The 22,921-nt window shown below is 70.1% G+C and carries 23 protein-coding genes; 17 read left to right on the forward strand and 6 right to left on the reverse strand.

What is annotated here, in order from left to right; all coding sequences use genetic code 11:
* Positions 1–17: 17 nt before the first annotated feature.
* The 7 genes from MKK82_RS19330 to MKK82_RS19360 all read left to right on the forward strand — a co-directional run bounded on the left by MKK82_RS19330 (position 18) and on the right by MKK82_RS19360 (position 6,480).
* Positions 18–482: a hypothetical protein gene (locus tag MKK82_RS19330; RefSeq protein ID WP_238286527.1), complete on the forward strand. Its 465-nt coding sequence runs from the start codon at positions 18–20 to the stop codon at positions 480–482.
* A gap of 170 nt (positions 483–652) precedes the next feature.
* Positions 653–1,366, forward strand: coding sequence for a ribose-5-phosphate isomerase RpiA (gene rpiA, locus MKK82_RS19335; protein ID WP_238286529.1), 714 nt, complete (start codon positions 653–655; stop codon positions 1,364–1,366).
* 43 nt (positions 1,367–1,409) lie between these two features.
* Positions 1,410–1,970, forward strand: coding sequence for a DUF2059 domain-containing protein (locus MKK82_RS19340; RefSeq protein ID WP_238286531.1), 561 nt, complete (start codon positions 1,410–1,412; stop codon positions 1,968–1,970).
* A 40-nt stretch (positions 1,971–2,010) separates the two neighbouring features.
* Positions 2,011–3,231, forward strand: coding sequence for an O-antigen ligase family protein (locus MKK82_RS19345; RefSeq protein WP_243986511.1), 1,221 nt, complete (start codon positions 2,011–2,013; stop codon positions 3,229–3,231).
* Complete coding sequence (gene gor / locus MKK82_RS19350) at positions 3,228–4,610, forward strand: glutathione-disulfide reductase (RefSeq protein WP_238286533.1); 1,383 nt, start codon at positions 3,228–3,230, stop codon at positions 4,608–4,610. Before MKK82_RS19345 ends, gor begins: the two co-directional genes overlap by 4 nt.
* Before the next feature lie 54 nt (positions 4,611–4,664).
* On the forward strand, positions 4,665–4,982 hold the full coding sequence (locus tag MKK82_RS19355) for an RNA polymerase sigma factor region1.1 domain-containing protein (RefSeq protein WP_238286534.1): 318 nt from the start codon (positions 4,665–4,667) through the stop codon (positions 4,980–4,982).
* Between the two features lie 115 nt (positions 4,983–5,097).
* Entirely contained in the window at positions 5,098–6,480 is a 1,383-nt protein-coding gene (locus MKK82_RS19360) for a class II 3-deoxy-7-phosphoheptulonate synthase (RefSeq protein ID WP_238286535.1), read from the forward strand.
* Positions 6,481–6,703: 223 nt separating this feature from the next.
* Here MKK82_RS19360 and MKK82_RS19365 read toward each other — a convergent pair whose 3' ends face one another.
* Positions 6,704–9,586 (reverse strand): EAL domain-containing protein, encoded by a 2,883-nt coding sequence (locus MKK82_RS19365; RefSeq protein WP_238286537.1) that lies wholly within the window; start codon positions 9,584–9,586, stop codon positions 6,704–6,706.
* 144 nt (positions 9,587–9,730) lie between these two features.
* Between MKK82_RS19365 and MKK82_RS19370 the strand changes: the two genes are divergently transcribed.
* Complete coding sequence (locus MKK82_RS19370) at positions 9,731–10,177, forward strand: plastocyanin/azurin family copper-binding protein (RefSeq protein ID WP_243986476.1); 447 nt, start codon at positions 9,731–9,733, stop codon at positions 10,175–10,177.
* A 6-nt stretch (positions 10,178–10,183) separates the two neighbouring features.
* On the opposite strand, the gene MKK82_RS19375 is transcribed toward MKK82_RS19370, so the two are convergent.
* Together MKK82_RS19375 and MKK82_RS19380 are read right to left on the reverse strand one after the other, a co-directional pair.
* The gene (locus MKK82_RS19375) at positions 10,184–11,458 is read right to left on the reverse strand and encodes an efflux RND transporter periplasmic adaptor subunit (protein WP_238286540.1); all 1,275 of its coding nucleotides are present in this window, start codon (positions 11,456–11,458) and stop codon (positions 10,184–10,186) included.
* A 109-nt stretch (positions 11,459–11,567) separates the two neighbouring features.
* Complete coding sequence (locus MKK82_RS19380; RefSeq protein WP_238286541.1) at positions 11,568–12,272, reverse strand: sulfate transporter family protein; 705 nt, start codon at positions 12,270–12,272, stop codon at positions 11,568–11,570.
* A 109-nt stretch (positions 12,273–12,381) separates the two neighbouring features.
* Between MKK82_RS19380 and MKK82_RS19385 the strand changes: the two genes are divergently transcribed.
* Both MKK82_RS19385 and MKK82_RS19390 read left to right on the forward strand, forming a co-directional pair.
* On the forward strand, positions 12,382–13,758 hold the full coding sequence (locus tag MKK82_RS19385) for a flavin monoamine oxidase family protein (protein ID WP_243986477.1): 1,377 nt from the start codon (positions 12,382–12,384) through the stop codon (positions 13,756–13,758).
* An 87-nt stretch (positions 13,759–13,845) separates the two neighbouring features.
* On the forward strand, positions 13,846–14,472 hold the full coding sequence (locus MKK82_RS19390) for a Crp/Fnr family transcriptional regulator (protein WP_238286543.1): 627 nt from the start codon (positions 13,846–13,848) through the stop codon (positions 14,470–14,472).
* Between the two features lie 201 nt (positions 14,473–14,673).
* Here the strand turns inward: MKK82_RS19390 and MKK82_RS19395 are convergent, their stop codons facing one another.
* Positions 14,674–15,672, reverse strand: coding sequence for a 2-hydroxyacid dehydrogenase (locus tag MKK82_RS19395; protein ID WP_238286544.1), 999 nt, complete (start codon positions 15,670–15,672; stop codon positions 14,674–14,676).
* 254 nt (positions 15,673–15,926) lie between these two features.
* Here MKK82_RS19395 and MKK82_RS19400 point away from each other — a divergent pair, with 254 nt between their 5' ends.
* A complete protein-coding gene (locus MKK82_RS19400) occupies positions 15,927–16,487 on the forward strand; it encodes an SH3 domain-containing protein (RefSeq protein ID WP_238286545.1) in 561 nt (186 codons plus the stop codon).
* 350 nt (positions 16,488–16,837) lie between these two features.
* Here the strand turns inward: MKK82_RS19400 and irr are convergent, their stop codons facing one another.
* Positions 16,838–17,347: a Fur family transcriptional regulator Irr gene (gene irr / locus MKK82_RS19405; protein WP_238286546.1), complete on the reverse strand. Its 510-nt coding sequence runs from the start codon at positions 17,345–17,347 to the stop codon at positions 16,838–16,840.
* A gap of 218 nt (positions 17,348–17,565) precedes the next feature.
* Here irr and fabA point away from each other — a divergent pair, with 218 nt between their 5' ends.
* The 4 genes from fabA (at position 17,566) to fabI (ending at position 20,680) form a co-directional block, all read left to right on the forward strand.
* Positions 17,566–18,102 carry a 3-hydroxyacyl-[acyl-carrier-protein] dehydratase FabA gene (gene fabA, locus MKK82_RS19410; RefSeq protein ID WP_238286547.1) on the forward strand — a complete coding sequence of 179 codons (537 nt, stop codon included), beginning with the start codon at positions 17,566–17,568 and terminating at the stop codon, positions 18,100–18,102.
* 139 nt (positions 18,103–18,241) lie between these two features.
* A complete protein-coding gene (gene fabB / locus MKK82_RS19415; protein WP_238286548.1) occupies positions 18,242–19,468 on the forward strand; it encodes a beta-ketoacyl-ACP synthase I in 1,227 nt (408 codons plus the stop codon).
* 60 nt (positions 19,469–19,528) lie between these two features.
* Complete coding sequence (locus MKK82_RS33990) at positions 19,529–19,651, forward strand: hypothetical protein (RefSeq protein ID WP_279603118.1); 123 nt, start codon at positions 19,529–19,531, stop codon at positions 19,649–19,651.
* A gap of 198 nt (positions 19,652–19,849) precedes the next feature.
* Positions 19,850–20,680 carry an enoyl-ACP reductase FabI gene (gene fabI, locus MKK82_RS19420; RefSeq protein WP_238286549.1) on the forward strand — a complete coding sequence of 277 codons (831 nt, stop codon included), beginning with the start codon at positions 19,850–19,852 and terminating at the stop codon, positions 20,678–20,680.
* Between the two features lie 7 nt (positions 20,681–20,687).
* On the opposite strand, the gene MKK82_RS19425 is transcribed toward fabI, so the two are convergent.
* Positions 20,688–20,957, reverse strand: a complete 270-nt coding sequence (locus MKK82_RS19425; RefSeq protein WP_238286550.1) for a hypothetical protein — start codon at positions 20,955–20,957, stop codon at positions 20,688–20,690.
* Between the two features lie 124 nt (positions 20,958–21,081).
* Between MKK82_RS19425 and MKK82_RS19430 the strand changes: the two genes are divergently transcribed.
* Both MKK82_RS19430 and MKK82_RS19435 read left to right on the forward strand, forming a co-directional pair.
* Positions 21,082–21,321 (forward strand): hypothetical protein, encoded by a 240-nt coding sequence (locus MKK82_RS19430; protein ID WP_238286551.1) that lies wholly within the window; start codon positions 21,082–21,084, stop codon positions 21,319–21,321.
* Between the two features lie 51 nt (positions 21,322–21,372).
* Complete coding sequence (locus MKK82_RS19435; RefSeq protein WP_238286552.1) at positions 21,373–22,872, forward strand: DUF6880 family protein; 1,500 nt, start codon at positions 21,373–21,375, stop codon at positions 22,870–22,872.
* Positions 22,873–22,921 lie beyond the last annotated feature (49 nt).

Raw genomic sequence — 22,921 nt, forward strand, 5'->3', positions numbered from 1 at the left:
GCCCCGAGGGATCCGCGATGAAACCGTCTCTGCCCCTCCTGGCCGTGTGCGCCGCGCTCCACGCCCTGCCGGCCGCGGCGGCGTCCTACGAGTTCGTGCCCGCGCCCCAGACCGACCTCAACCGCATGTATCGCGTCGACAAGGTCACCGGTGAGGTGACCTCCTGCCAGTACGGCCTGCAGGAATCGGTGGGCGGGATCGGCCAGACCGTCTGCTTCGGCCCGGGCGAGGGCGCGGGCGCCCAGACCCCGTCGGAATACGGGCTGGTGGCGAGCCGCCACAGCCGCGAGGCCGGCGTCTTCCGCGTGAACTACCGGACCGGCGAGATGAGCATCTGCTTCGTGCTCGTGAAGAAGGAGCAGGTGGTCTGCACCCAGCAGGGCAAGCCCGGAGCCGAGGCCGGATCCGACGCGCCGCTGACCGGCTCGGCGCCCGGCCGCGCCGGGGCCAGCGCCACGCCGACGCAGGGCGGGCGCCCCTGAGGCGGCCGACGCGCGCCGGCCGCCGGTGACGCGGCATTGTCGCGGCATTGTCGGAGCGGGCGTTCCGATCGGACCTGTCCCATGCTAGGGGCCGGCCGGACTCAGCGGAAGGACGATCGGCACAGGATGCGCGCTCCCTCGACCGACATCGCCGACAGGAACCCCGCGCGGTGAGCGGGCCGGACCTGCGCCGCGCGGCGGCGGCACGCGCCCTCGATCTCGTCGAGCCCGGCATGCGGCTCGGCCTCGGAACCGGCTCGACCGCCGCGGCCTTCGTGGCGCTCCTTGGCGAGCGGGTGCGCGACGGGCTCGACATCATCGGGGTGCCGACCTCGGAGGCGACGCGCCTGCAGGCCGAGGGCCTCGGCATCCGCCTCGCCACCCTGGATGAGCAGCCGGACCTCGACCTGACGATCGACGGCGCCGACGAGGTCGATTCTGAGCTGCGCCTGATCAAGGGTGGCGGCGCCGCGCTCCTGCGCGAGAAGATCGTGGCCTTCGCCAGCCGCCGGATGGTGGTGATTGCCGACGCCGCCAAGCGGGTCGCGACGCTGGGCGCCTTTCCCCTGCCGATCGAGGTGAACCCGTTCGGCCTCACCGCCACCCAGCGCGCCGTCGAGGCGGCGGTCGCACGCGCCGGCTGCGCCGGCCCGGTCCGCCTCCGGCACGGGCCGGACGGCGGCGCCGTCGTCACGGACGGCGGGCACCATATCCTCGACGCGCATCTCGGCACGATCCTCGATCCGGAAGGCCTGGGCGCCGCGCTCTGGGCCGTGCCGGGCGTCGTCGAACACGGCCTGTTCCTCGGCATCGCCGACGCCGCGATCCTGGCCGCCGCCCGCGACGGGACGGCCGAAGTCACCGTTCTCGGCAGCCTCGCCTGAGGCGCCGCGCTCCCCTCAGGCCATCGTCTCAAGAAAGCCCCGCATGTCCCGACGCCTCATCGCCGCGCTCGGCCTCGCGCTCCTCGCGTCTCCGCAGGCGGCCTCCGCCCAGGCGAACAAGCCCGCGCCCGCCAAGCCGGCCGCGACGCCCGGCACGGCGGCCGCCAACACGCCCGGCGAGACCTATTCCCAGAGCCACCTCGCGCTCGCCCGCGAGGTGATGCTGAGTTCCGGCATCGCCCGCTCGTTCGATTCGGTGCTGCCGTCCTTCGCGGAGCAGATCCGCAAGCAGGCGGTCACCCGGCCCGAACTCGCCAAAGACCTCGACGAGGTCCTAGCCTCGCTCCAGCCGGAGATGGAGCTGCAGAAGCAGCGCATGATCGGCATCGCGGCGCGCACCTACGCGACCAAGTTCTCGGAGACCGAGCTGAAGGAGATCGCAACCTTCTTCCGCTCGCCCGCCGGCAAGCACTACGTCGAGGCGCAGCCGCAGCTCCTCGACGAGATGGTGCAGGAGATGCAGGACTGGACGCAGGACGTCTCGGAATACGTGATGGTCCGCGTCCGCGCCGAGATGGGCAAGCGCGGACACCAGATGCAGTGAGGACGGCCGCGCCCGGGAGCGGGTCACGGTGACGGACCGCATGGTCGCGGCCGGCCGCCTCTTCGCGGCGGGTGGCGGGCTGCTTGCCGTCATGCCGCTCGCGATGGTGCTCGCCAACCGGTCGAGCCCGGCGGTCGTCGGCCTCGCCGCGCTCGCCTTCCTGGCCGGGCGCTGCCTTGAGGACGCCGCCGCCTGCCGGGAGCATCTCCTCCGGCCCCTCGCGAGCGCGCTCGGGGGCACGGCCCTGGCGTTCCTGGCCTGGTGTCTCGTCTCGCTGAGCTGGACCCCGTTCCCGGCGAGCGCGCTCCGGGTGCTCGGCGAGTTCCTGCCGACCCTGGCCGCCGCCTACCTGCTCGCCGCCCTGGCGCCCGGCCGCATCCCGGCCTTCGCGCCGCGCCTGGCCGCAGGCGTGATCGGCCTCGCGGGCCTGCTGATCGCGGGGGATCTGGCGTCCGATCTCGCCCTGGAACGCGCGCTGGGGCGCCGCGTCGCCGCCTTCGTGCACAACAGGCCGGCGCTGACGCTCGATCTCGTGGCCGGCCCGGTGGCGCTGGTCCTGTGGCGGCGGCGCGCCCGCGGCCCCGCGACGGCGGTGATCGCCCTGGCGGCGCTCGGGGTGCTGCGCTCGATCAGCGGGGCCGCGCAGCTCGGCCTGTTGGCCGGCGCCGCGATGTTCGCCCTGGCCCGGGTGCTGCCGCCGCGGATCGGGATCGGGCTGGCCGGCCTCGGCCTCGGCCTCGCGGTGGCCCTCGCCCCGGTCGAGGGCGATCTCCTGGCCCGCATCATGCCGGAGGCCGCCCACGAGCGCCTCGTCCAGTCCTCGTCGCGGGCGCGGGTCGCCATCGCGCGGAGCTTCGGGGCGAGCGTCGCCGCCGATCCCTGGCGGGGCGCGGGCGTCGGCACCAGCGCGCGCTTCGCCGAGACACCCGTCGCCGGGACGGTCCCGCCCGAGATGCGGGTCCTGCTCGGGGTCGGGCACCCGCACAACAGCTTCCTCCAGGTCTGGGCCGAACTGGGGTTGCCCGGCGCGGTCCTCGCCAGCCTCGCGCTGATGCTGCTCCTCGCCCGGATCGCCCGGCTGCCCCAGCCGGACCGGGCCGCGGCCCTCGGTCTCGTCGCCGGCACGGCGGCGATCGCGTTCGTCGAGCACAACGGCTGGGCCGCGTGGTGGACGGCGGGGCTCGGCGCTGCCATCTCGTGGATGCGCGCCGCCTCGAAGCCCGGCGCGATCACGGGATCCGGGATGGACGATTCGGCATGAGCGCGTACGACGTCGACCTCTTCGTCATCGGCGGCGGTTCGGGGGGCGTCCGCGCGGCGCGGATCGCGTCCGGCTACGGCGCCCGGGTGATGCTCGCCGAGGAGTACCGGGTCGGCGGCACCTGCGTGATCCGCGGCTGCGTCCCGAAGAAGCTGATGGTTTACGCGGGCCGGTTCGCCGACGAGTTCGAGGACGCGGCCGGCTTCGGCTGGACGGTGGAGAAGCCCCGCTTCGACTGGGGCACCCTCAAGCGCCGCCGCGACGCCGAGGTGACCCGCCTCGAAGGCATCTACGACGCCAACCTGATCCGCGCCGGGGTCGAGATCGTGCCCGAGCGGGCAGTGATCGAGGATCCGCACATGGTGCGCCTCGTCGGATCGGGGCGGACCGTCCGGGCCGAACGGATCCTGGTGGCGGTCGGCGGGCATCCGGTGAAGGAGCCCGCGGTGCCCGGCATCGAGGGTGCGATCACCTCCAACGAGGTGTTCGAGCTGGAGAGCCTGCCGGAGCGGATCCTGGTCATCGGCGGCGGCTACATCGCGGTGGAGTTCGCGGGCGTCTTCGCCGCGCTGGGAAGCCGGACGACCCTGCTGCACCGCGGCGACCGCCTGCTGCGCGGCTTCGACGACGAGGTCCGGGATGCCCTCGCGGAAGCCTACGGCCACCGGATGGACCTGCGGCTCGGGCGGACGCTCACGCGGATCGAGCGCCACGACGGCAGCCTCCGGGCCGAGCTCGATGACGGCAGCGCGATCCCGGTCGATCAGGTGCTGGTCGCCACGGGGCGGCGTCCGAACGTCGCCGGGCTGGGCCTCGACCGGGTGGGCATCGGGACCGACGCCGCGGGGGCGATCCCGGTCGACGCCTATTCCCAGACCTGCGTCCCGTCGATCTACGCGGTGGGCGACGTGACGAACCGGGCCAACCTGACCCCGGTGGCGATCCGCGAGGGGCACGCCTTCGCCGACACGGTCTTCGGCGGCAAGCCGGCCTGCGTCGACCATCGCCTGATCCCGACCGCGGTGTTCTCCACCCCCGAGATCGGCGTGGTCGGCCACACCGAGGCGGCGGCGCGGGAGGTCTACGGGAAGATCGACGTCTACAAGGCGCGTTTCCGCCCCATGAAGGCGACCCTGTCGGGCCGCGAGGAGCGGATCTTCATGAAGGTGCTGGTCGACTGCGCCACCGACCGGGTGGTGGGCGTCCACATCTTCGGCCACGACGCCGGCGAGGTCATCCAGGCGGTGGGCATCGCCGTGACGATGGGCGCCACCAAGGCCGATTTCGACCGCACGATCGCGGTCCATCCCACCGCCGCCGAGGAACTCGTGACCATGCGGGTCCCGGAGGTCACCAAGCATCCGGTGGGCGTCGGCTGAGGACTCCGCGGCGCAGGCCCTCGACGCGGTGCTCGCCCGAGCCATATCAGGGTCATGGGCAAGCAGGGCGCAGGCAAGGGACGGGGCGGCGACGACGCGCATGCGCGTCGACAGGCGGTCATCGACGGCCTGCTGGCCGACGCCCTGCGCCCGGCCTTCCACCGGCCGCCGAGCCACGAGGCGCTGCCGCCGGACATCCGGCACGCCATCGACCAGCTCCTCGCCAAGGCAGAATCCCAGCGCAGCCGCTGCCTGACCTACGACGACCTTGAGGAGGCCCTGCCGCCCCGCGACGTCTCGGCGGAGGATCTCGAGGCCATCTTCTGGATCCTCGCCGAGCACGGGATCGAGGTCGAGGACGGCGAGGCCTGACGCGTCGGCGTGCCTGCCCCTGCACGCCCGGCACTCGCAACGCGGCGGGAACCCCTCTATAAGCCGCGCTTCGCGCACGAAGCGCGGTCGCACGAAAGGTGCGCGGAGAGAGGTCATGGGCGAGCGTTGGACACCGAAGAGCTGGAGACATCTGCCGATCGAGCAGGTGCCCGCCTATCCGGACGCCGCCGCGCTGGGTGCCGTCGAGACGCAGATCGCGAGCTTTCCACCGCTGGTGTTTGCCGGTGAGGCCCGCAAGCTGAAGGCCGCGCTCGCGCGTGTCGGAGCGGGCGAGGCCTTCCTGCTGCAGGGCGGCGACTGCGCCGAGAGCTTCGACGAGCATTCCGCCGACAACATCCGCGACTTCTTCCGCGTGTTCCTGCAGATGGCGATGGTGCTGACCTTCGCGGGCGGCTCGCCCGTGGTGAAGGTCGGGCGCATCGCCGGGCAGTTCGCGAAGCCGCGCTCCTCGCCCACCGAGACCCTCGACGGGGTCAGTCTGCCGAGCTACCGCGGCGACATCGTCAACGGCATCGGCTTCACGGACGAGTCCCGCGTGCCGGATCCGCGGCGTCAGCTGGAAGCCTACCGCCAGTCGGCCGCGACCCTGAACCTGCTGCGCGCCTTCGCGACCGGCGGCTACGCCAACCTGGAGAACGCGCATCGCTGGATGCTCGGCTTCGTGAAGGATTCGCCGCAATCCTCGCGCTACCAGGATGTCGCCGGCCGCATGACCGACGCCCTCGACTTCATGCGGGCGATCGGCATCAATCCGGAGACCCATCCGGAGGTGCGGACCACCGATTTCTACACCAGCCACGAGGCCCTGCTGCTCGGCTACGAGGAGGCGCTGACCCGCGTCGATTCGACGACGGGCGACTGGTACGCCACCTCCGGCCACATGCTGTGGATCGGCGACCGGACCCGGCAGCCGGACCACGCCCACGTGGAATACGCCCGCGGCATCAAGAACCCGATCGGCCTCAAATGCGGTCCGTCGATGAAGGCCGACGGCCTGATCCGGCTGATCGACATGCTCAATCCGGACAACGAGGCCGGACGCCTGAGCCTGATCTGCCGCTTCGGGGCCGACAAGGTGGGCGACCACCTGCCGGCGCTGATCCGGGCCGTGGAGCGCGAGGGCCGCAAGGTCGTCTGGATCTGCGATCCGATGCACGGCAACACCGTGGCGGCGGGCCGCTACAAGACCCGGCCCTTCGAGCGGGTCATGCAGGAGATCGAGGGCTTCTTCGGCGTTCACCGGGCCGAGGGCACCTTCGCGGGCGGCATCCACCTGGAGATGACCGGCAAGGACGTGACCGAGTGCACGGGCGGCGCCCGGGCGCTGACCGCTGACGACCTGCAGGACCGCTATCACACCTACTGCGACCCGCGTCTCAACGCGGAGCAGGCGCTGGAGGTGGCGTTCCGCACGGCCGAGCTGGTCAAGGCCGAGCGCAGCCACGTGGAGCGGCCGCGCCTCGACGCGGCGGAGTAGGGCGGGGGCGCGGGCGGCAGGCCCGCGCCGGCCCTGTCCCGGACGGACGACGCGACAGCAGGACCCGGACCGGGACGGACGGCACGGGGCCGCGGGCGGCTCCCGTCTCGACAGCGAGGCGGCGCGACGACCGGCGCCGGGTTCCGGGGCGACGCCGCCGCTGTCCCGCGCGCCGGGGGCGGGGAACCGCCCTGGAGCGCGGTCGCCGAGGCCCTCGATCCGCTCAGGCGATGGCCCGGCTGGCCCCGTTCCAGCGCAGGATCACCGCGGCGACCTCGGAGACCGGCACGGGGCGGCTGAAGAGGTAGCCCTGAACCTCGTCGCATCCCTCGGCACGCAGCTGCGCGAGCTGGGCCTCGGTCTCGACACCCTCGGCGGTGGTCGTCATGCCGAGGCTCGCGCCCAGGCCGATCACGGCCCGGACGATGAAATCCGTCCCGTCCTTGATGCAGAGATCCCGCACGAAGGACTGGTCGATCTTGATCTTGTCGAAGGGGAAGCTGCGCAGGTAGCTCAGCGACGAGTAACCGGTCCCGAAATCGTCCATCGCGACCCGCACGCCGAGCGCCTTGAGACTGTGCAGGATCGCCGTTGTGGCGCCGGGATTGGCCACCAGCACCGATTCGGTGATCTCCAGCTCCAGGCGCCGGCCCGGCAGTCCGGTCCAGCGCAGGGCCTCGCGCACCGCCGTGACGAGGCTCGCCGACGTGAACTGCACCGCCGAGACGTTGACGGCGACCTTGAGCCCGTCCGGCCACCGGGTGGCTTCCTCGCAGGCCTGGCGCAGGACCCACTCGCCCAGCGGCACGATCAGGCCGAGTTCCTCGGCGATCGGGATGAATTCGGCCGGCGAGATGAAGCCGCGCTGCGGGTGGTTCCAGCGCAGCAGGGCCTCGAAGCCGCAGATCCGGTCCGTGTCGAGGCTGTAGATCGGCTGGTAGTAGACCTCGAAGGCCTCGCGGGAGAGGGCGTCGCGCAGGTCGCGTTCGAGAACGCGGCGCGCCTGGAGACGGGCATCCATCTCGGGCTCGAAGAACCGGAACGAGCCCCGCGCCTCGGCCTTGCCGCGGTCGAGGGCGACCTCGACGTTCTTCAGGAGCTTCTCGCCGCCGGACCCGTCGCCCGGCGCCAGCGTGATGCCGATGGTCAGCCCGACGCTGATCTCGTGGCTGCTCAGGCTGTAGGGGGCACCCACCACCTCGATGATGCGGCGCGCCAGCACGGCGGCGTCCTCCGGGCGGTCGATGCCGCGCTGGACGATGATGAACTCGTCGGCGCCCAGGCGGGCGACGCAGTCGATCTCGCGCACGCAGGCGGTGAGCCGGTTGGCGACCGCGGCCAGCAGTTCATCGCCGACGCCGTGGCCCAGGGTCTCGTTCACGGGCCGGAAATCGTCCAGGTCGACGGCGAAGACCGCGAAGCCGTGCTCGCGCCCGGCCTGGGCCATCGCCGCCTCGATGTGCTGGCTCAGGGCTACGCGGTTCGGCAGCCCCGTCAGCATGTCGTGGTGGGCCAGGAACGCGATGCGCGCCTCGGCGCGTCGGCGCTCGGTGACATCCTCGTAGGTGGCCACGAAGCCGCCGTCCGCGGTCTGGCGACGGTCGATGGCGACGATGCGTCCGTTGGCCAGCTCCTGGAAGTGGGTGCGCCACACACCGTTCAGGTAGGACTCGCCCTGTTGCCGGATCAGCGTGTCCAGGTCGCAGCCGGGGTGATTGCCGGCCGCCAAGCTCGCCGAGAGGACCTCGACAGCGGTCATCCCCGGGACGACGACTCGCGGCGGAAGGCCGTAGATCTCGCCGTAGCGCCGGTTGACCACCATCAGGCGGTCCTGCGCGTCGTAGAGGCAGAGACCCTGCGACATGTTGTCGAGGGCGGCGTCGAGACGAAGGTTGGTCTGCCTGAGGCGATCCTCCTGCTCCTTCAGCAGGCTGATGTCGCTGCACACCGCGATGAACCCGCCCTGCTGGGTGGCGCTGCGGCTGACCCGCAGCCAGCGGCCGTCGTCGAGGCGGAGGTCGCCATCCCGTGCGAGCGCCCGGAAACAATCCGCCAGGCCCTCGGCTTCGGCGGATTCGGGTCCGCCGGCCGGCATGTCCAGGCGGGTTCCCGCTTCCATGGCGGCCTCGAGGCCGTCGAAGAAGTGCAGGGCCTGATCGTTCGCGAGGGCGATGCGCCCGGCCGCGTCGACGATCACCACCGCCTCGCGGGACGTCTGGAGGGCATCGGTGACCAGCGCCTCGGCCCGGCGACGCTGGCTGACTTCGCGCGCCATCATGGCCCGGATGTTGTCGCGCATCGCCGCCATGGATTGCAGCAGGCTGCCCAGTTCGTCGCGACCGCCCGCCGGGATGCGGTCTTCGAGGCGCCCGCTGGCGATGCGCTCGGCGGCGGCCGAAGCCGCGGCCAGCGGCCCGCTGATGCGCCGGTGGAGCAGCCACGCGATGAGCGCGCAGGTCACGATGGCGAGGGCGGCCGCGATGGCGTTGAGCCGCATCTCCCAGGCGACCAGCGTGCGCGCCGCCTGCCGGAAGGTGAAGCCGTCGCCCGCCGTGTGATTCACCAGCAGGTCGATCTGATTGTCCACCACGCTGGCCTGCTGGTCGAGGGCATCCCAGCGCTCCGGCCGGGCCGTGGCGGGATCGAACGTCCGGCGCATCTCCTCCCAGGCGGCGACCGCCGCCTGGACCGCGCCGGCCGTCCGGACCGCCCGATCGGACTGGGAGCGCTCGACCGCGATCGTCAGATCCTCGGCCAGCGTCGTCGACAGCTCCGCGATCTCCGCGTCGAGCTTGGCCGTCTCGGCCGCGCCGTGACGGCTGATCCGCCGGGCGAAGGCCATCCGCATCTTGGCGAAATCGGCCGCCGTCGCGCGGGCGTAATTGATGGACATCAGGGATTCGTCGTACGTGCGATTGATCAGCGTCCCGATGTGGGAGATCGCGATCACCGCGTAGAGCCCGAGCGCCCCCGACAGCAGGCTCATGCCCAGGAAGGCGACGAAGATCCGGCCCCGGATCGTGGTGGTCAGCCCGAAGGTCCGACGCGCCGCGCGTCCCTGCCGAGGCTGCTCGTATCCGTCCGCCGCTGTGTCGGGGTCTCGCATCGCACCGGTCGCCGCATCGCACGTCCGATCACGTGTAATTGCCACATGTTAAGAGGCGCTTATGCGTCCGTTTCCAGAATTTCCTGGGATGGCGACCGCATCGGGCGATCTAAAAGCCGACTGATCGAGGAGATCCGCGATAGTTTGCGCATCGAGAAAATGGTTTCTCAAGGAAGTACCGGCAAAGCTGATCTCGTGATGCCGGGGACTAACATGTTCGCCTCGAAACTGCGGGTGTCCGACTTTGCACCCTGTCCGACAATGATCCCCGCCGCGCTGGCCCTGGTGGCGGGTGCGCTGTGCGGCTTGGTATTGACGGGAACCCGGCAGGCCGCCGGAACGGCCGTGTCCCAGAAAGGACGCATGTTCCATCCGGGCAATCTCGTCGTCGGCCGCGGCGACACGATTACCTTCGTCAACGACGACAGCGACCTGCTGCATCACGTCTTCGTCGAATCGGACAGCTTCAGCTTCGATTCCGGCGATCAGGAACCCGGCAGCCGGACGCCGGTCACCTTCACCGAGCGTGGAACCTTCCAGGTCCTCTGCGGCATCCATCCGAAGATGAAGCTCGTCGTCCGCGTGGACTGAGCCCCGTCAGCGCTGGGCCGAGCGTATCGCCGGCGCCCCGGTCGCCGGCGTCACCCGCTCGATCGCCTGACCGTCGCGGAGGTCCGGCGGCGGGCTGTAGATGATGTGGCTGTCCGCCGACAGGCCGGATTCCAGCTCCAGGGTCCGCCCGAGATCGCGCCGCACCCGCACGGTCCGCCACGTCACCCGATCGTCGCCGCCGACCTCGGCGACCTGCAGGCCCTGGGTATTGAACACCGTGGCCTCCGCGGGGACCGAGACCGACGGCGCGCCCCGCGGGATCTTCAGGGTCACGTAGGCGTAGAGCCCGGCCCGGAGGATCCGGTCCGGGTTGGGCACGTCGACCTGCGTGGTGAGGGTGCGCGATGCGGCGTTCAATGCGACCGAGCTGCGCTCCACGAAGCCGTCGAAGCTGCGACCCGGAAGCTGCGGCACGGTGATCACCGCCTCGACGCCCGGCTTGACCCCGACTGCATCGTTCTGCGGCACGTTGACGGTGATGCGCAGGATGCTGTCCTGATCGATGCTCAGAAGCGGCGTGCCGCCGTTGTCGGCCCGCACGAGATCGCCGACATCGACGTTGCGGGTCGTGACCACGCCGTCGAAGGGCGCTACGACCCGCTCGAAGGCGGTCAGCGCCCTCAGCCGCTCGACCGCGGCCTCCTGCGTCCGGATGTTGGCGGTCGCCACCTTCACGCCGGCTTCCGCGGCCGCAAGGGTCGCCGCCTGGGAGAGCACGCCGGCCTGCGCGTTGTCGGCGTTCTGCCGCGAGGCCCAGCCCTGAACGGCCAGCGTCGTGGTGCGGTTGTTGGTCAGGTTGGCGAGGTTCACGTTGGCGCGGGCCTGCTCGACCTGCGCCTGCGCCTGGAGCAATTGCGCCTTCAACTGGCCGACCTGCGCCTCGGCCTGCGCCAGTTGCTGGTCGAGGTCGGGGGCGGCGATCCGCAGCAGAAGGTCTCCGGCCTTGACGCGGGAGCCGATATCGACGCGCCGCTCCGCGATGTAGCCGGTGGCGCGGGCAGCGATCGACGCCGTTGTGAAGGCCTGCATCTCGCCGGGCAGTACCAAGTCCAGCGGCCCCGCCGCGCGCTCCGCCACGACCGTGCGGACCTGCGGGATCAGGGACTTGGTCTGCTCCAGCGTGGCGGTCGCCTCGGCGTCCCGCCGCCAGTGGCCGTAGCCGCCCCAGGCCAGCAGACCAATCCCCACGAGACCGACGAGCAGGAACGGAGCCTTGCCGGGCGGCGGGGGGATGTCCTCTCCCGCGTCGTGCGCCTTCATCCGACCGGCTCTCCGCCCGAGCGTGAAGCCGGGACTGCGGGATGGTAGCGGTGGTAACCGACGACCGCCAGAGCGGGTTTTGGCCGCATCGGTGCCGGATCAGTGCCGCCTAGGCCGGACGGGGACCGGCCAAGCGCGGGCGTCCGCTCAGGCGCTTGTGCAGATGGACCATCAGGGCGATCCCGAAGAGCGGCGTGAGCAGGTTGAGGATCGGCACCACCATCAGGCCCGCGAGGAGGCATCCGGCTGCCAGCGTCCGGCCCGAGAAGGCCCGGCGCATCTCGGCGGCCTCGGGAAGGGGGCGAAACCGCGCGGCCGCCATCTCGAAATACTCGCGGGCGAGCAGGTAAGCGTTGGCGGCAAAGAAGGCCGCGATCCCGATCACCGGGACGAAGAAGATTACCAACGCGGCGAGGTTTACCAGCAACGTCACACCGGCGAACCGGGCCGCGTACAGCATGGCGGTCCCGAACGGCATGGCGCGGCCCGGCGGATCCTCGGGAAAGTCGGTCCGCTCCACGATGGCGGCCGCGTCGTCGAGGAAGAAGCCAGCCACCAGAATCGAGATCGCCGGCATCAGGTAGGCCAGCACGACGACGAGGCCGAACCCTGCGAGATAATAGGCGAGGCTGTCGAGGATCGGGTACTGAGCGGAGATGTGGTGGCTCGCCTGGAACGCCTGGATCAGGCGGGTCAAAGCAAGCCAGATCAGCGCCAGGAGCCCCAGCGTCAGGCCGAGGGATTTCCAGAGGATCGCCCGCAGCGGCGGGGAAAAGGTCTGGCGCAAAGCCGCCGTGGCGGACTCGACGAGCATCGGGCGAAGGTTCCGGCCCGCGCCAGGCGCGGCGCGGCTGCGTTGTGAAGCGATGCGACCGGTGGCGCAAGGTCGTCGCGGTGGCTCGGATGGATGACGGGGAGGACACGTGCAGGACAGAGGGACGGACACCCCGGCGGTTCAGGCTCACGGCTTCAGGAGCGCCGATCCGCCGCATCGGCCTGCCTACGTATCGCGTCTCGCGGCGCTTCCGGATGCGCCGGAGGTCCTGGTGATCGGGGCCGGCGCGGCCGGCATCGGCGCGGCGCGGACACTGTTGGCGCGGGGCGTCAGGGTGGCAGTGCTGGAGGCGCGGGATCGCGTGGGGGGACGCGCTCACACGGTCGCCCTGCGCGGCCATGCCCTGGATCTGGGTGCGCACTGGCTCCATGCCGGACCGATCAATCCCCTGGTCGCCCTCGGGCGCGCCCGCGGCGAGCGGCTGCGCCGAGCTCCACAGGACAGCCACGTCTGGGTCGATCGCCACCCCGGCGGGCCGGATGCGGTTCGCGCTAATGCTCGCGCCTTCGAACGCGCCGATCGGGCCATGACACGCGGCGCCGCGCAACCCGGTTCGGACCGCCCCGCCTCCAGTGCCCTGCCGCCTGGGTTGGGTCCGTGGGGCCGACGGGTTGTTCAGGTCCACGGCCTCGTGTCCGGCAGACCTCTGAGTGAGGTCTCTCTGCAAGACTTCCCCAGCCTCGAGTATAGTGAGAATTTCTTCCTTGCCGACGGCTACGGCAGCTACCTCGCCCGCCTCGCCGACGGACTACCGGTGGCGCTGTCCACCCCGGTGACGCGGATCGACTGGTCAGGCGAGCGCGTCCGGGTCACTGCGGAGAGCGGCGCGGAATACCGTGCCCGAGCGGTGATCGTCACCGTGCCCCTGATGGTGCTGCGCGATGGCCCGACCTTCTCACCGCCGCTTCCGAACGCGGTTCAGGCCGCGATCAGCGGCTTCTCCACGGGCATCTACGAGCACGCCGTGCTCCACTGGCCGTCGAGCCCGTTCCGGGGCCGCGACCGGCTGGCGGCGATCCATGGCGGGCGGCGAGCCCCGGCGGGCCTGCTCACCCGTATCGACAGCACGCCGTTCCACTACTACGAACTCGACCTCCACGAGGCCGCGGCGATCGATGCCGCCGGCTCGGGGCCCGACGGCGTGCGCCGCCACGTCCGCGCAGTCCTCGGCGCTTTCTTCGGCCGGGCGCGGTTACGTGACCTGACCATCCCGGCGGTGAGCGCGTGGCGCCACGATCGTTGGTCGCTGGGATCCTGGGCGGTCGTACCGCCCGGCCACGCGCCCGCCCGCCAGTTCCTGCGGGAGCCGCTCGCGGGCACCGTCTGGTTCGCGGGGGAGGCGCTCTCGCGGGAGCAGTGGGGGACGGTGGGCGGCGCCTACGAGGAGGGAACGCGGGCTGCGGGGTCGGTCGCCGAGGCCGTCGCCGGCACTCTCCCGGAGCGTGCCCGCGCGAGCACAGGTTGAGGCACGCGCACCGCGCAGGCATTGGGCCAGCTTGCCGGGCTCGGACAAGACGGGCATCCCCCGGGCCAAGAGCTTGAGGGGGCCGCAATGGATTGGATCGAAGGCATCGGATACCTCGGCACCGCGCTGACGATCTCGGCCACCGCGATGAGCACGATGATCCCACTGCGGATCATCTCGCTCTGCGCAAGCTGCGCGGTGATCACGTACGGCATCCTCATCGGGAGCATGCCGGTGGTGCTCACCGAAGTCATCCAGATGCCGTTCAACGCCTACCGGCTCTGGCAGATGCTGCGTCTCGTCCGGGACGTGGAGACCGCGGCCGACGGAGACCTGTCCCTCGAATGGCTGCGCCCCTTCGGCTCGCGCCGGCCGTTCGGCGTCGGCGAGGTGGTCTTCAGCAAAGGTGATACTGCCGACGAGATGTACTACATCGAGAGCGGCGTATTCCGGATCACAGAAGTCGGGATCGAAGTCCGTAAAGGGGCCATCGTCGGCGAGCTCGGCCTCCTGTCCCCCGGAAATGCGCGCACCGCTTCGCTGGTCTGTATCGAGGCCGGACACGCGTTGTGCGTGTCGTATTCGGACGTCAAGCAGCTCTACTACCAGAACCCGGAATTCGGATTCTATTTCCTCAAGCTGACCAGTGAGCGCCTCTTCCAAGGCGTGCAGGGCATGGCGAAACCGCAGGTTGTGGCGGGGGACGCCCTGTGAGACGTCGGCCGGAATCGCTTACCGCCCGTTTGACCCGGCCATTCCCACCGACGCCCTGATCCCGAGCTATGGCGAAGCCGCCCCGGAGGTCTGCTTCCCACAGGCCTAGGATTCGACGCGGGACTACCGGCAGGAATCGGGATTAAGCGGTCGCCCGCTCAGGACAACCGCCGATGGGAGTTCTCCACGTCGAACGGCGCTTCAGAGCATGCTCGGCAGGATCCGGTCCGGCGGCCGGTGGCCGTCCATGAAGGTCTTGATGTTGATGATGACCTTCTCGCCCATGTCGGTGCGGCTCTCGTAGGTCGCCGAGCCCATGTGGGGCAGGAGAACCACCTTTCCCTGACGGGCGAGCTTCACCAGCCGCGGGCTGACCGCGGGCTCCTGCTCGAACACGTCGAGGCCGGCCGCCGAGATCTCCCCGCCCTCGATCAAGCGCGCGAGGGCATTCTCGTCGATGACCTCGCCGCGGGCGGTGTTCACGACGACGGCCTCGGGCTTGAGGAGCTTCAAGCGCCGCGCCGAGAGCAGGTGATAGGTGGCCGGCGTGTGGGGGCAGTTCACCGACACGATATCGACCCGCGCCAGCATCTGGTCGAGGGATTCCCAGTAGGTCGCGTCGAGCGCGCTCTCGATGGCGGCGGGCACCCGGCGGCGGTTGTGGTAATGCACCTGCAGTCCAAAGGCGCGAGCGCGCTTGGCCAGCGCCTGACCGATTCGCCCCATACCGACGATACCGAGCCGCTTGCCGGTGATCCGCCGGCCGAGCATCCAAGTCGGCGACCAGCCGGTGGTCCACTCGTCGTCCGGGATGATGCGCGCGCCCTCGGTGACCCGGCGGGCCACCGCCAGGATCAGAGCCATCGTCATGTCGGCGGTGTCCTCGGTCAGCACGCCGGGCGTGTTGGTGACCGTGATGCCCCGCTCCAGCGCCGCCGCCACGTCGATGTGATCGACGCCGTTGCCGAAATTGGCGATCAGCCGCAGGTTTGGACCGGCCTGCGCGATCAGCCCGGCATCGATCTCGTCGGTTACCGTGGGGACGAGCACGTCGGCTTCGCGCAGGGCTACCGCCATGGCGTCCGCGCCCATGGGAGCATCATCGGAATTGAGCCGGACGTCGAACAGCTCGCGCATCCGCGTCTCGACGGCATCCGGAAGGCGCCGCGTCACGACCACCAGCGGCTTGCGCTTCGACACGTCTCTCTCCCCCGTCGCCCCACGGCCCTGGTTGCAGCGCGTGTCCGGTGACTTCCGTCCGGACCGCTTCCCGCAAGCGTCCGTTAACCGAACTCGGCCAGACAGGATCGGGTACGAGGCGCCGGTTTCGGAGCCTGTTCCGACCCACTGGCCTCTCTACCAGAGGTGGGCCGGAACACAATCGGAAGCCGGCCCGGCCCGCTTCTGAATGGCCCGGCACTCGAACCCGTCACGTCCGAAAATGGGAGAGGACCATGCGCGTGTCACGCCTCCGCTTCGCCATCGGGGCGCTGGTGGCCGGCGGCCTCGCGACCGGAGCCGTGGCGGCCCCCGCGGGACCGGAAACGGGCGTCGGTCCGGTGACCAAGCTGCCGCTACCGCGCTATGCCAGCCTGAAGACCGATCGCGTCAATCTCCGGGAGGGTCCATCGAAGGATCACCGGACCCTCTGGGTCTTCCAGCGCGCCGGCCTGCCGGTGGAAATCGTCGGCGAGTTCGAGACCTGGCGCCGAATCCGCGATTCGGAAGGGACGGAGGGTTGGGTGCTGCATTCACTTCTCTCGGGGCGCCGCACGGCCCTCGTGAATGCGGGCCCCGACAAGGGCGTCGAGAAATCCGCCGTATCGCTTCGGGCCAAGGCCGATGACGGGGCGCCGGACGAAGCGCGACTGCAGACGGGCGTGATCGGCAACGTCAAGAGCTGCACCGGAACGTGGTGCCGCCTGATCGTGGCATTACCGAACAAGCGGGATGTGGATGGTTACATCCGGCAGAACCGGCTCTGGGGCGTCTACCCGAACGAGGTCGTGGAGTAGCTGTTCGTGCAGTGCCTCCCTGTGATGGACGTATCACCGAGGGTTCGGCAAGCCCCGACCACCCATTCGGCAACACCTTCCGGGGTGCGCGTGAAGTGGCACGATCAGGCTGGGGAGCAAGGCCGCTGGTTTTTCCGAGGCCCTGACGCCAGTCGCTCCATCGTCGCGGGCCGCACAGCGGAGCCTAGGATTGGAAACCGCTGAACCTCACAGGATCAGCACCAACGGCGTTTTCGATTCCCCGGCCCGACTGTGGCGCAGTCCTCGTTCTAGAACGCGAAAGGCCCGGACTATGCCGGGCCTCATGCCGATCTTGAACATTTCGCGTCGTGGGGACGACGGCTTCAGCCCTAGCGGCGACCCGCCGGTCGGCTGCGGCGCAGGCGGACGATCACCTCGACACCCGCGATCTCCATACCTTCGGGCGCCTCGGGCAGCGAATCGACCGTAATGCCGCAATCGGGCATGTCGATCACCTGACTCTCATCCTCGAGATAAAAGTGGTGGTGCTCGCTCGGGTTGGTGTCGAAGTATGCCTTCGAGCCATCTAGGGCGAGCTGGCGAAGCAGACCCGCCTCGGTGAACTGGTGCAACGTGTTGTAGACCGTCGCCAGGGAGACCGGCACCTTCGCGCGCATGGCCTCGTCGTAGAGCATCTCGGCCGTCAGATGCCGGTCGCCCCGACCGAACAGCAGCCAGCCGAGGGACAGACGCTGCCGCGTCGGCCGCAGGCCAGCCCGGCGCAGGCGATCGCGCAGGTCGGAGAGCGGGCAGCCGCGGCGCGGGGTCCCGTTGGCCTCCAGCTGAGGGAGGGGGACCCGCCCGTTGAAGACGGCCTGGAATGGCACCGGTTCGGACATTGCTGGACTGAACGCTCGACAAAGGGGCCGGGGGAACGGACTTACCTCTAGTATATGAGACGGGCCCGGCTGTCGCAACCCGACGCCCGCACGGCCGCGATGGGTGGCAATGGCTTTGAAGGCGCTGCGCCCCGTGCTAACCCGCGCGCCTCCGCAAGGGCGAGCGACGCCGCCCGAGAACGCGCCCTGCGCGCATCACCGAGGAAACAGCCACCGCAATGCCGCCAGACGCCGAGACACCCGCGCAGGGCACGAGCCGCAGGTCGCATTACACCTACGAAGACCTTCTGGCCTGCGGGCGCGGCGAACTGTTCGGGCCCGGCAACGCGCAGCTGCCACTGCCGCCCATGCTGATGTTCGACCGGATCACGTCGATCGCCGCCGACGGAGGCGCCCACGGCAAAGGGCACGTGACGGCTGAGCTCGACATCAGGCCGGATCTCTGGTTCTTCCCCTGCCACTTCCAGGGCGACCCGGTGATGCCGGGCTGTCTCGGCCTCGACGCCCTGTGGCAGATGCTCGGTTTCCACCTCGGATGGCTCGGCTCGCCGGGACGCGGCCGTGCTCTCGGGGTGGGCGAAGTGAAGCTCGCCGGCCAAGTGCTGCCGTCGATCAAGAAGGTCGTGTACAACGTCGATGTGAAGCGCGTCCGCCAGGGCAAGCTCGTCCTCGGCATCGGCGACGGCTGGCTGGAGGCCGACGGCGAGCGCGTCTACCAAGTCCAGGACATGCGGGTAGGCCTGTTCCAGAGCTGAGCCGGATTCGCGCGACTGATGTTCGAGGCTGGTCTGCAACGCCGGACGTTTTCGGCTGTTGAGATTGTGTCCGCGTCACCTTACCTGACCGGAACGCGGCGCGGGCGACCGAAGCCGCGACGGAGGTAATGTCACCATCATGCGCCGTGTCGTCATCACCGGGATGGGCATCGTCTCGTCCATCGGCAACAACACGCAGGAGGTGCTCGCCTCCCTTCGCGAGGCCCGCTCGGGCATCGCGCGCGATGCCAGCTACGCGGAGCACGGCTTCCGAAGCCAGGTCTCCGGCGCGCCCTCCCTCGATCCGGAGGGCGTCGTCGATCGGCGCGCCATGCGCTTCCACGGCGGCGGCACCGCCTGGAACCACGTCGCCATGGATCAGGCGATCCAGGATTCCGGCCTGGAGCAGGGCGACATCTCGAACGAGCGCACCGGCATCATCATGGGCTCGGGCGGCCCCTCGACCCGGGTGATCGTCGAATCGGCTGCCATCGCCCGCGACAAGGGACCGAAGCGCGTCGGCCCGTTTGCCGTGCCGAAGGCGATGTCGTCGACCGCCTCGGCGACCCTGGCGACATGGTTCAAGATCCGCGGCGTGAACTACTCGATCTCGTCCGCCTGCGCGACGTCGAATCACTGCATCGGCAACGCTGCCGAGATCATCCAGGGCGGCCGTCAGGACATCATCTTCGCGGGCGGATGCGAGGATCTCGACTGGACGCTGTCGGTGCTGTTCGACGCCATGGGCGCGATGTCGTCCAAGTACAACGATACGCCGTCGCGCGCCTCCCGCGCCTACGACGCCAATCGCGACGGCTTCGTCATCGCGGGCGGGGCGGGCGTGCTCGTGCTCGAAGAGTTGGAGCACGCCAAGGCGCGCGGCGCGCGGATTTACGGCGAGGTCGCGGGCTACGGTGCCACCTCGGACGGGCACGACATGGTCGCGCCCTCCGGCGAGGGTGCCGTGCGCTGCATGCGTCAGGCGCTCGACGGGCTGAAGGGGGCCAAGATTGACTACATCAACCCGCACGCCACCTCGACGCCTGTCGGCGATGACAAGGAGATCGAGGCGATCCGCGAGGTGTTCGGCCGGGGCGAGGCCTGTCCGCCAATCTCGGCAACGAAGTCGCTGACCGGCCACTCGCTCGGTGCCACTGGTGTTCAGGAGGCAATCTACAGCCTCCTGATGATGAACAACGGCTTCATCTGCGAAAGTGCGCATATCGACGAGCTGGATCCCGCCTTCGCCGACATGCCGATCCTCCGGAAACGTCGCGATGATGCGAAGCTCGGTCACGTCCTGACCAATTCCTTCGGTTTCGGCGGCACCAATGCCACGCTGGTTCTGAAACACGTGGACGCCTGACCTGACCTCATCTGGAACCGCCGCCCACGGGCGGCGTTTACCCGACGTTGAGATCTGGTGATGGCGATGGGTACATTCATACTCGGCACGCTGAGCGGCCTGATGATCGCCGGTTGTGCTGCCATCTATGCCAAGCAGGTGCTGATTGAGGAGGCCCGTTCTCGCACGGACGGCTATTTCTGACCTCGGACCACGCACCGGGAACGCCCCGCCGATCGGCGGGGCTTTTTTTTGCCCCGCGAAGACCGCAGGTCCGTTTGGCGCGTGCGTCGAGCCGCGTTAAGAGCACCTCGCTAAACTCCCGATCATCGGGACTTCGGTCGCTCGCACGGCGGCTCGCCCTCGCTCCGAGGTCGCGGGCTCGTTCAGGATAGGGTCGGCATGACAGGTTTGATGGCGGGCCGGCGCGGCCTGATCATGGGGGTCGCCAACGATCACTCGATCGCCTGGGGCATCGCAAAGGCGCTTCACGCCGAGGGTGCCCGCCTCGCATTCACCTATCAGGGCGAGGCGCTGGGCCGGCGGGTGGCGCCGCTCGCCGCCAAGCTCGGCTCCGACATCGTCCTGCCCTGCGACGTGGAGGATCTTGCCTCCGTCGACGCAACCTTCGAAGCGCTCGACGCGCGCTTTGACGGCGGACTCGACTTCGTCGTTCATGCCATCGGCTTTTCCGACAAGGCGCAACTCAAGGGCCGCTACGTCGACGTGACGACGCGCGAGAACTTCGTGCGCACGATGACGATCTCATGCTTCTCGTTCACGGAGATCGCGCAGCGCGCGGCCAAGCGCATGAGGCCGGGCGGCTCGCTGCTGACACTCACCTACGGCGGCGCAACCCGGGTAATGCCCAATTACAACGTGATGGGCGTTGCCAAGGCGGCACTGGAGGCGTCGGTCCGCTATCTCGCCGGCGATCTGGGTCCGGACGGTATCCGGGTCAATGCCCTCTCGGCCGGTCCGATGCGGACGCTGGCCGGGGCGGGGATCGCGGATGCGCGGCTGATGTTCAACCACCAGCGGGCGCACGCGCCGCTGCGGCGCACGGTCAGCTTGGAGGAAGTGGGCGGCTCAGCCCTCTACCTGCTGTCGCCGCTCTCGGGGGGCGTCACCGGCGAGGTGCATTTCGTGGATGCCGGCTACAACATTATCTCGATGCCGCGTCCGGACGTGCTTCAGGCACAGGACGAGGCCGGCGTCGTCGGCGATCCCTGAGCCGGCCTCACTCCTCCGGGATGCGGCCCGGAGGGCGGGGAGCGCCCTGTCCGGCGCCGCGCTCGCGGCGGTCGAACCGCCCCTGCCGCTCGGCGCGCACATCCTCGGCGGTGGGTGCCGCCGACGGATAGTTCGACGCGAAGGGATTGGGCGGCGCGCCGCGACCCGATCCACCGAAGAGCTTGTCCAGGAATCCATCCTCGGCGCGGGCCGGAATCGAGGACAGGAGGAGCGCCAGGGCGAGTATCGGTCGAAGCTGCATCGTGGTCGCCTGCATGCCGGGATCTGCCGCCGCTAGCCGAACTTTCCGGCGGATCGGAGGCCGGGGACGGCGTTCCCTGGAACCGCGGCGCATCCGGCGGGTTCGCGCTCAACAACGATGGGCGTGTACAGGAGGCGTGATGTCCGAGGTTACCTATCGCATCGTCGAGCACGACGGCGGCTTCGCCTACAAGGTCGGTGACGTCTTCTCCGAGACCTTTCCGAGCCGCGAGGACGCGCTCCAGGCGGCCCAAGCGGCGGCGGCGGAGCAGCAGGTGCCGGGCTCGACGGAGGGCATCCGCTACCAGGATCAGGCCGGCGGCTGGCACGACGAGACCGCGCAGGGGAACGACCGACCCCGCGCGAAGGTCGTGGATTAGCCGCGCCGCTCTGACGATCGTGCCGCATCAGGCTCATCGATGGGGGCTACCGTGGCGCGCGCGCGGCGCGTGACGGTGGCGGGCCCGAAGGCGCCCGTCCTCCCAAAAGGCGCGCGGCGCACGACGCCGTCGCCCGAGACCCTCGCGGCCCTCGGACCGGACCGGCTTATCGCGCTGATCCTCGGTGAGACGGCTCGCAATCCCGGCTTCAAGAAACTGGTGAGCGCCGCTCTGGCCGCGCTTCAGGGCCCGGATGCCGTGGCGGCGATCATCGACCGGCGGCTGACAGCTCTGGAAGGGGCTCAGGGATACATCAACTGGCAGAAGCGCCGGGCTTTCGTGGCCGATCTCAACACGATCGTGACGGTGATCCTCAGTGAGATGCGCCCCCTCGATCCGGGCGCGGCCCTCGACCGTCTGCGGCGGTTCCTCAACGGCGCCGACGACGTGCTGAGCCGGGTCGATGACGGGAACGGCACGGTGCAGGCGATCTTCGAGAGAGCCTCGGACGCCTTCGTGGAGATTGCAGGCTCGCTGCCATCCTCGGAGGCGGGACGGGTCGCGGCCGGCCTCGTCGCAGCCTTCGCGGCCGACCCGTTCGGTCCGATCGGACCGATCCTCGGCGCGATGATCCCGTCTCTGCAGGAAGACGCGCTCGGCGACATCGACGGCCGGCTGGCCGAGGCCGACGCAGCGACACTGAAGGGCGGAGATCCCCGTAAGCCCGCCACCCAGCACCGGGAGGCTGGCCGGATCCAGATCCTGCGGCTCCGGCAGGCGATCGCGGACCGGCGCGGCGACCCGGACATCTTCATCGCGCTGGAGCGCGCGATGCTGCCGGGGCGCGAGAACCGCGTCGAGATCGCCCGGCGGCTCCTCGGCGCCGGCCGGCCCGGGGAGGCGCTGGAGTGGATCCGGCGCATGCAGGATCCGGGATTGCGGGTCGCCACACGGGCCGACCTGATCGCAGGCTTCGATCTGCGCGGCCCAGAGCGCGAGCGGCAGGCCCTGGAGATCGAGATCCTCGACGCCCTCGGTCGAACCAGCGAGGCGCAGACGCTGCGCTGGTCACGGTTCGAGCGCGAACTCGACGCGCCGATGCTGCGCAACCACCTCACGAGGCTTCCGGACTTCGAGGACGAAGAGGCGCTCCAGCGTGGACTCGACCATGCCGAGGCCTTCCCGCAGCCGCATCGCGCGCTGGCCTTCCTGGTAAATTGGCCGGCGCTGAACCGCGCGGCGCGGCTGGTCATCGCCCGACCGGCGATCTGGCAGGGCGACCAATACGCCGTGCTGGGCCCGGCGGCCGACGCCCTCGCCCTGAACCACCCGCTCGCCGCGACAATTCTCTATCGCCGCCTGCTGGACGGCATCCTCGAAGGCGCTCGCAGCGCCGCCTACCCCCATGGGGCGCGCTACCTCGCGGAGCTTGAGGGACTGGCCGGACGGCTGGATGCGAGCGCGATCAGCCCAGCGCCGGATGCGTATCGCGCCAAGCTGCGGCGCGAGCACGGCCGCAAGCACGCGTTCTGGAGCCTCGTGCGGGATTGAACGGTGTGAATACCGGCCGCCCAGCCGGAAGCCGGCAATCTCCATTTGC

The organism is Methylobacterium sp. E-046, from assembly GCF_022829625.1.
GTDB classification, from domain to species: domain Bacteria; phylum Pseudomonadota; class Alphaproteobacteria; order Rhizobiales; family Beijerinckiaceae; genus Methylobacterium; species Methylobacterium longum.

What these genes read in the sequence shown, in the direction of transcription:
- MKK82_RS19330 (WP_238286527.1), top strand. Translation starts at nt 18, where the DNA reads ATGAAACCGTCTCTGCCCCTCCTGGCCGTGTGCGCCGCGCTCCACGCC.
- MKK82_RS19340 (WP_238286531.1), top strand. Translation starts at nt 1,410, where the DNA reads ATGTCCCGACGCCTCATCGCCGCGCTCGGCCTCGCGCTCCTCGCGTCT.
- MKK82_RS19345 (WP_243986511.1), top strand. Translation starts at nt 2,011, where the DNA reads ATGGTCGCGGCCGGCCGCCTCTTCGCGGCGGGTGGCGGGCTGCTTGCC.
- gor (WP_238286533.1), top strand. Translation starts at nt 3,228, where the DNA reads ATGAGCGCGTACGACGTCGACCTCTTCGTCATCGGCGGCGGTTCGGGG.
- MKK82_RS19355 (WP_238286534.1), top strand. Translation starts at nt 4,665, where the DNA reads ATGGGCAAGCAGGGCGCAGGCAAGGGACGGGGCGGCGACGACGCGCAT.
- MKK82_RS19360 (WP_238286535.1), top strand. Translation starts at nt 5,098, where the DNA reads ATGGGCGAGCGTTGGACACCGAAGAGCTGGAGACATCTGCCGATCGAG.
- MKK82_RS19365 (WP_238286537.1), bottom strand. Translation starts at nt 9,586, where the DNA reads ATGCGAGACCCCGACACAGCGGCGGACGGATACGAGCAGCCTCGGCAG.
- MKK82_RS19375 (WP_238286540.1), bottom strand. Translation starts at nt 11,458, where the DNA reads ATGAAGGCGCACGACGCGGGAGAGGACATCCCCCCGCCGCCCGGCAAG.
- MKK82_RS19380 (WP_238286541.1), bottom strand. Translation starts at nt 12,272, where the DNA reads ATGCTCGTCGAGTCCGCCACGGCGGCTTTGCGCCAGACCTTTTCCCCG.
- MKK82_RS19390 (WP_238286543.1), top strand. Translation starts at nt 13,846, where the DNA reads ATGGATTGGATCGAAGGCATCGGATACCTCGGCACCGCGCTGACGATC.
- MKK82_RS19400 (WP_238286545.1), top strand. Translation starts at nt 15,927, where the DNA reads ATGCGCGTGTCACGCCTCCGCTTCGCCATCGGGGCGCTGGTGGCCGGC.
- irr (WP_238286546.1), bottom strand. Translation starts at nt 17,347, where the DNA reads ATGTCCGAACCGGTGCCATTCCAGGCCGTCTTCAACGGGCGGGTCCCC.
- fabA (WP_238286547.1), top strand. Translation starts at nt 17,566, where the DNA reads ATGCCGCCAGACGCCGAGACACCCGCGCAGGGCACGAGCCGCAGGTCG.
- fabB (WP_238286548.1), top strand. Translation starts at nt 18,242, where the DNA reads ATGCGCCGTGTCGTCATCACCGGGATGGGCATCGTCTCGTCCATCGGC.
- MKK82_RS33990 (WP_279603118.1), top strand. Translation starts at nt 19,529, where the DNA reads ATGGCGATGGGTACATTCATACTCGGCACGCTGAGCGGCCTGATGATC.
- fabI (WP_238286549.1), top strand. Translation starts at nt 19,850, where the DNA reads ATGACAGGTTTGATGGCGGGCCGGCGCGGCCTGATCATGGGGGTCGCC.
- MKK82_RS19425 (WP_238286550.1), bottom strand. Translation starts at nt 20,957, where the DNA reads ATGCAGGCGACCACGATGCAGCTTCGACCGATACTCGCCCTGGCGCTC.
- MKK82_RS19430 (WP_238286551.1), top strand. Translation starts at nt 21,082, where the DNA reads ATGTCCGAGGTTACCTATCGCATCGTCGAGCACGACGGCGGCTTCGCC.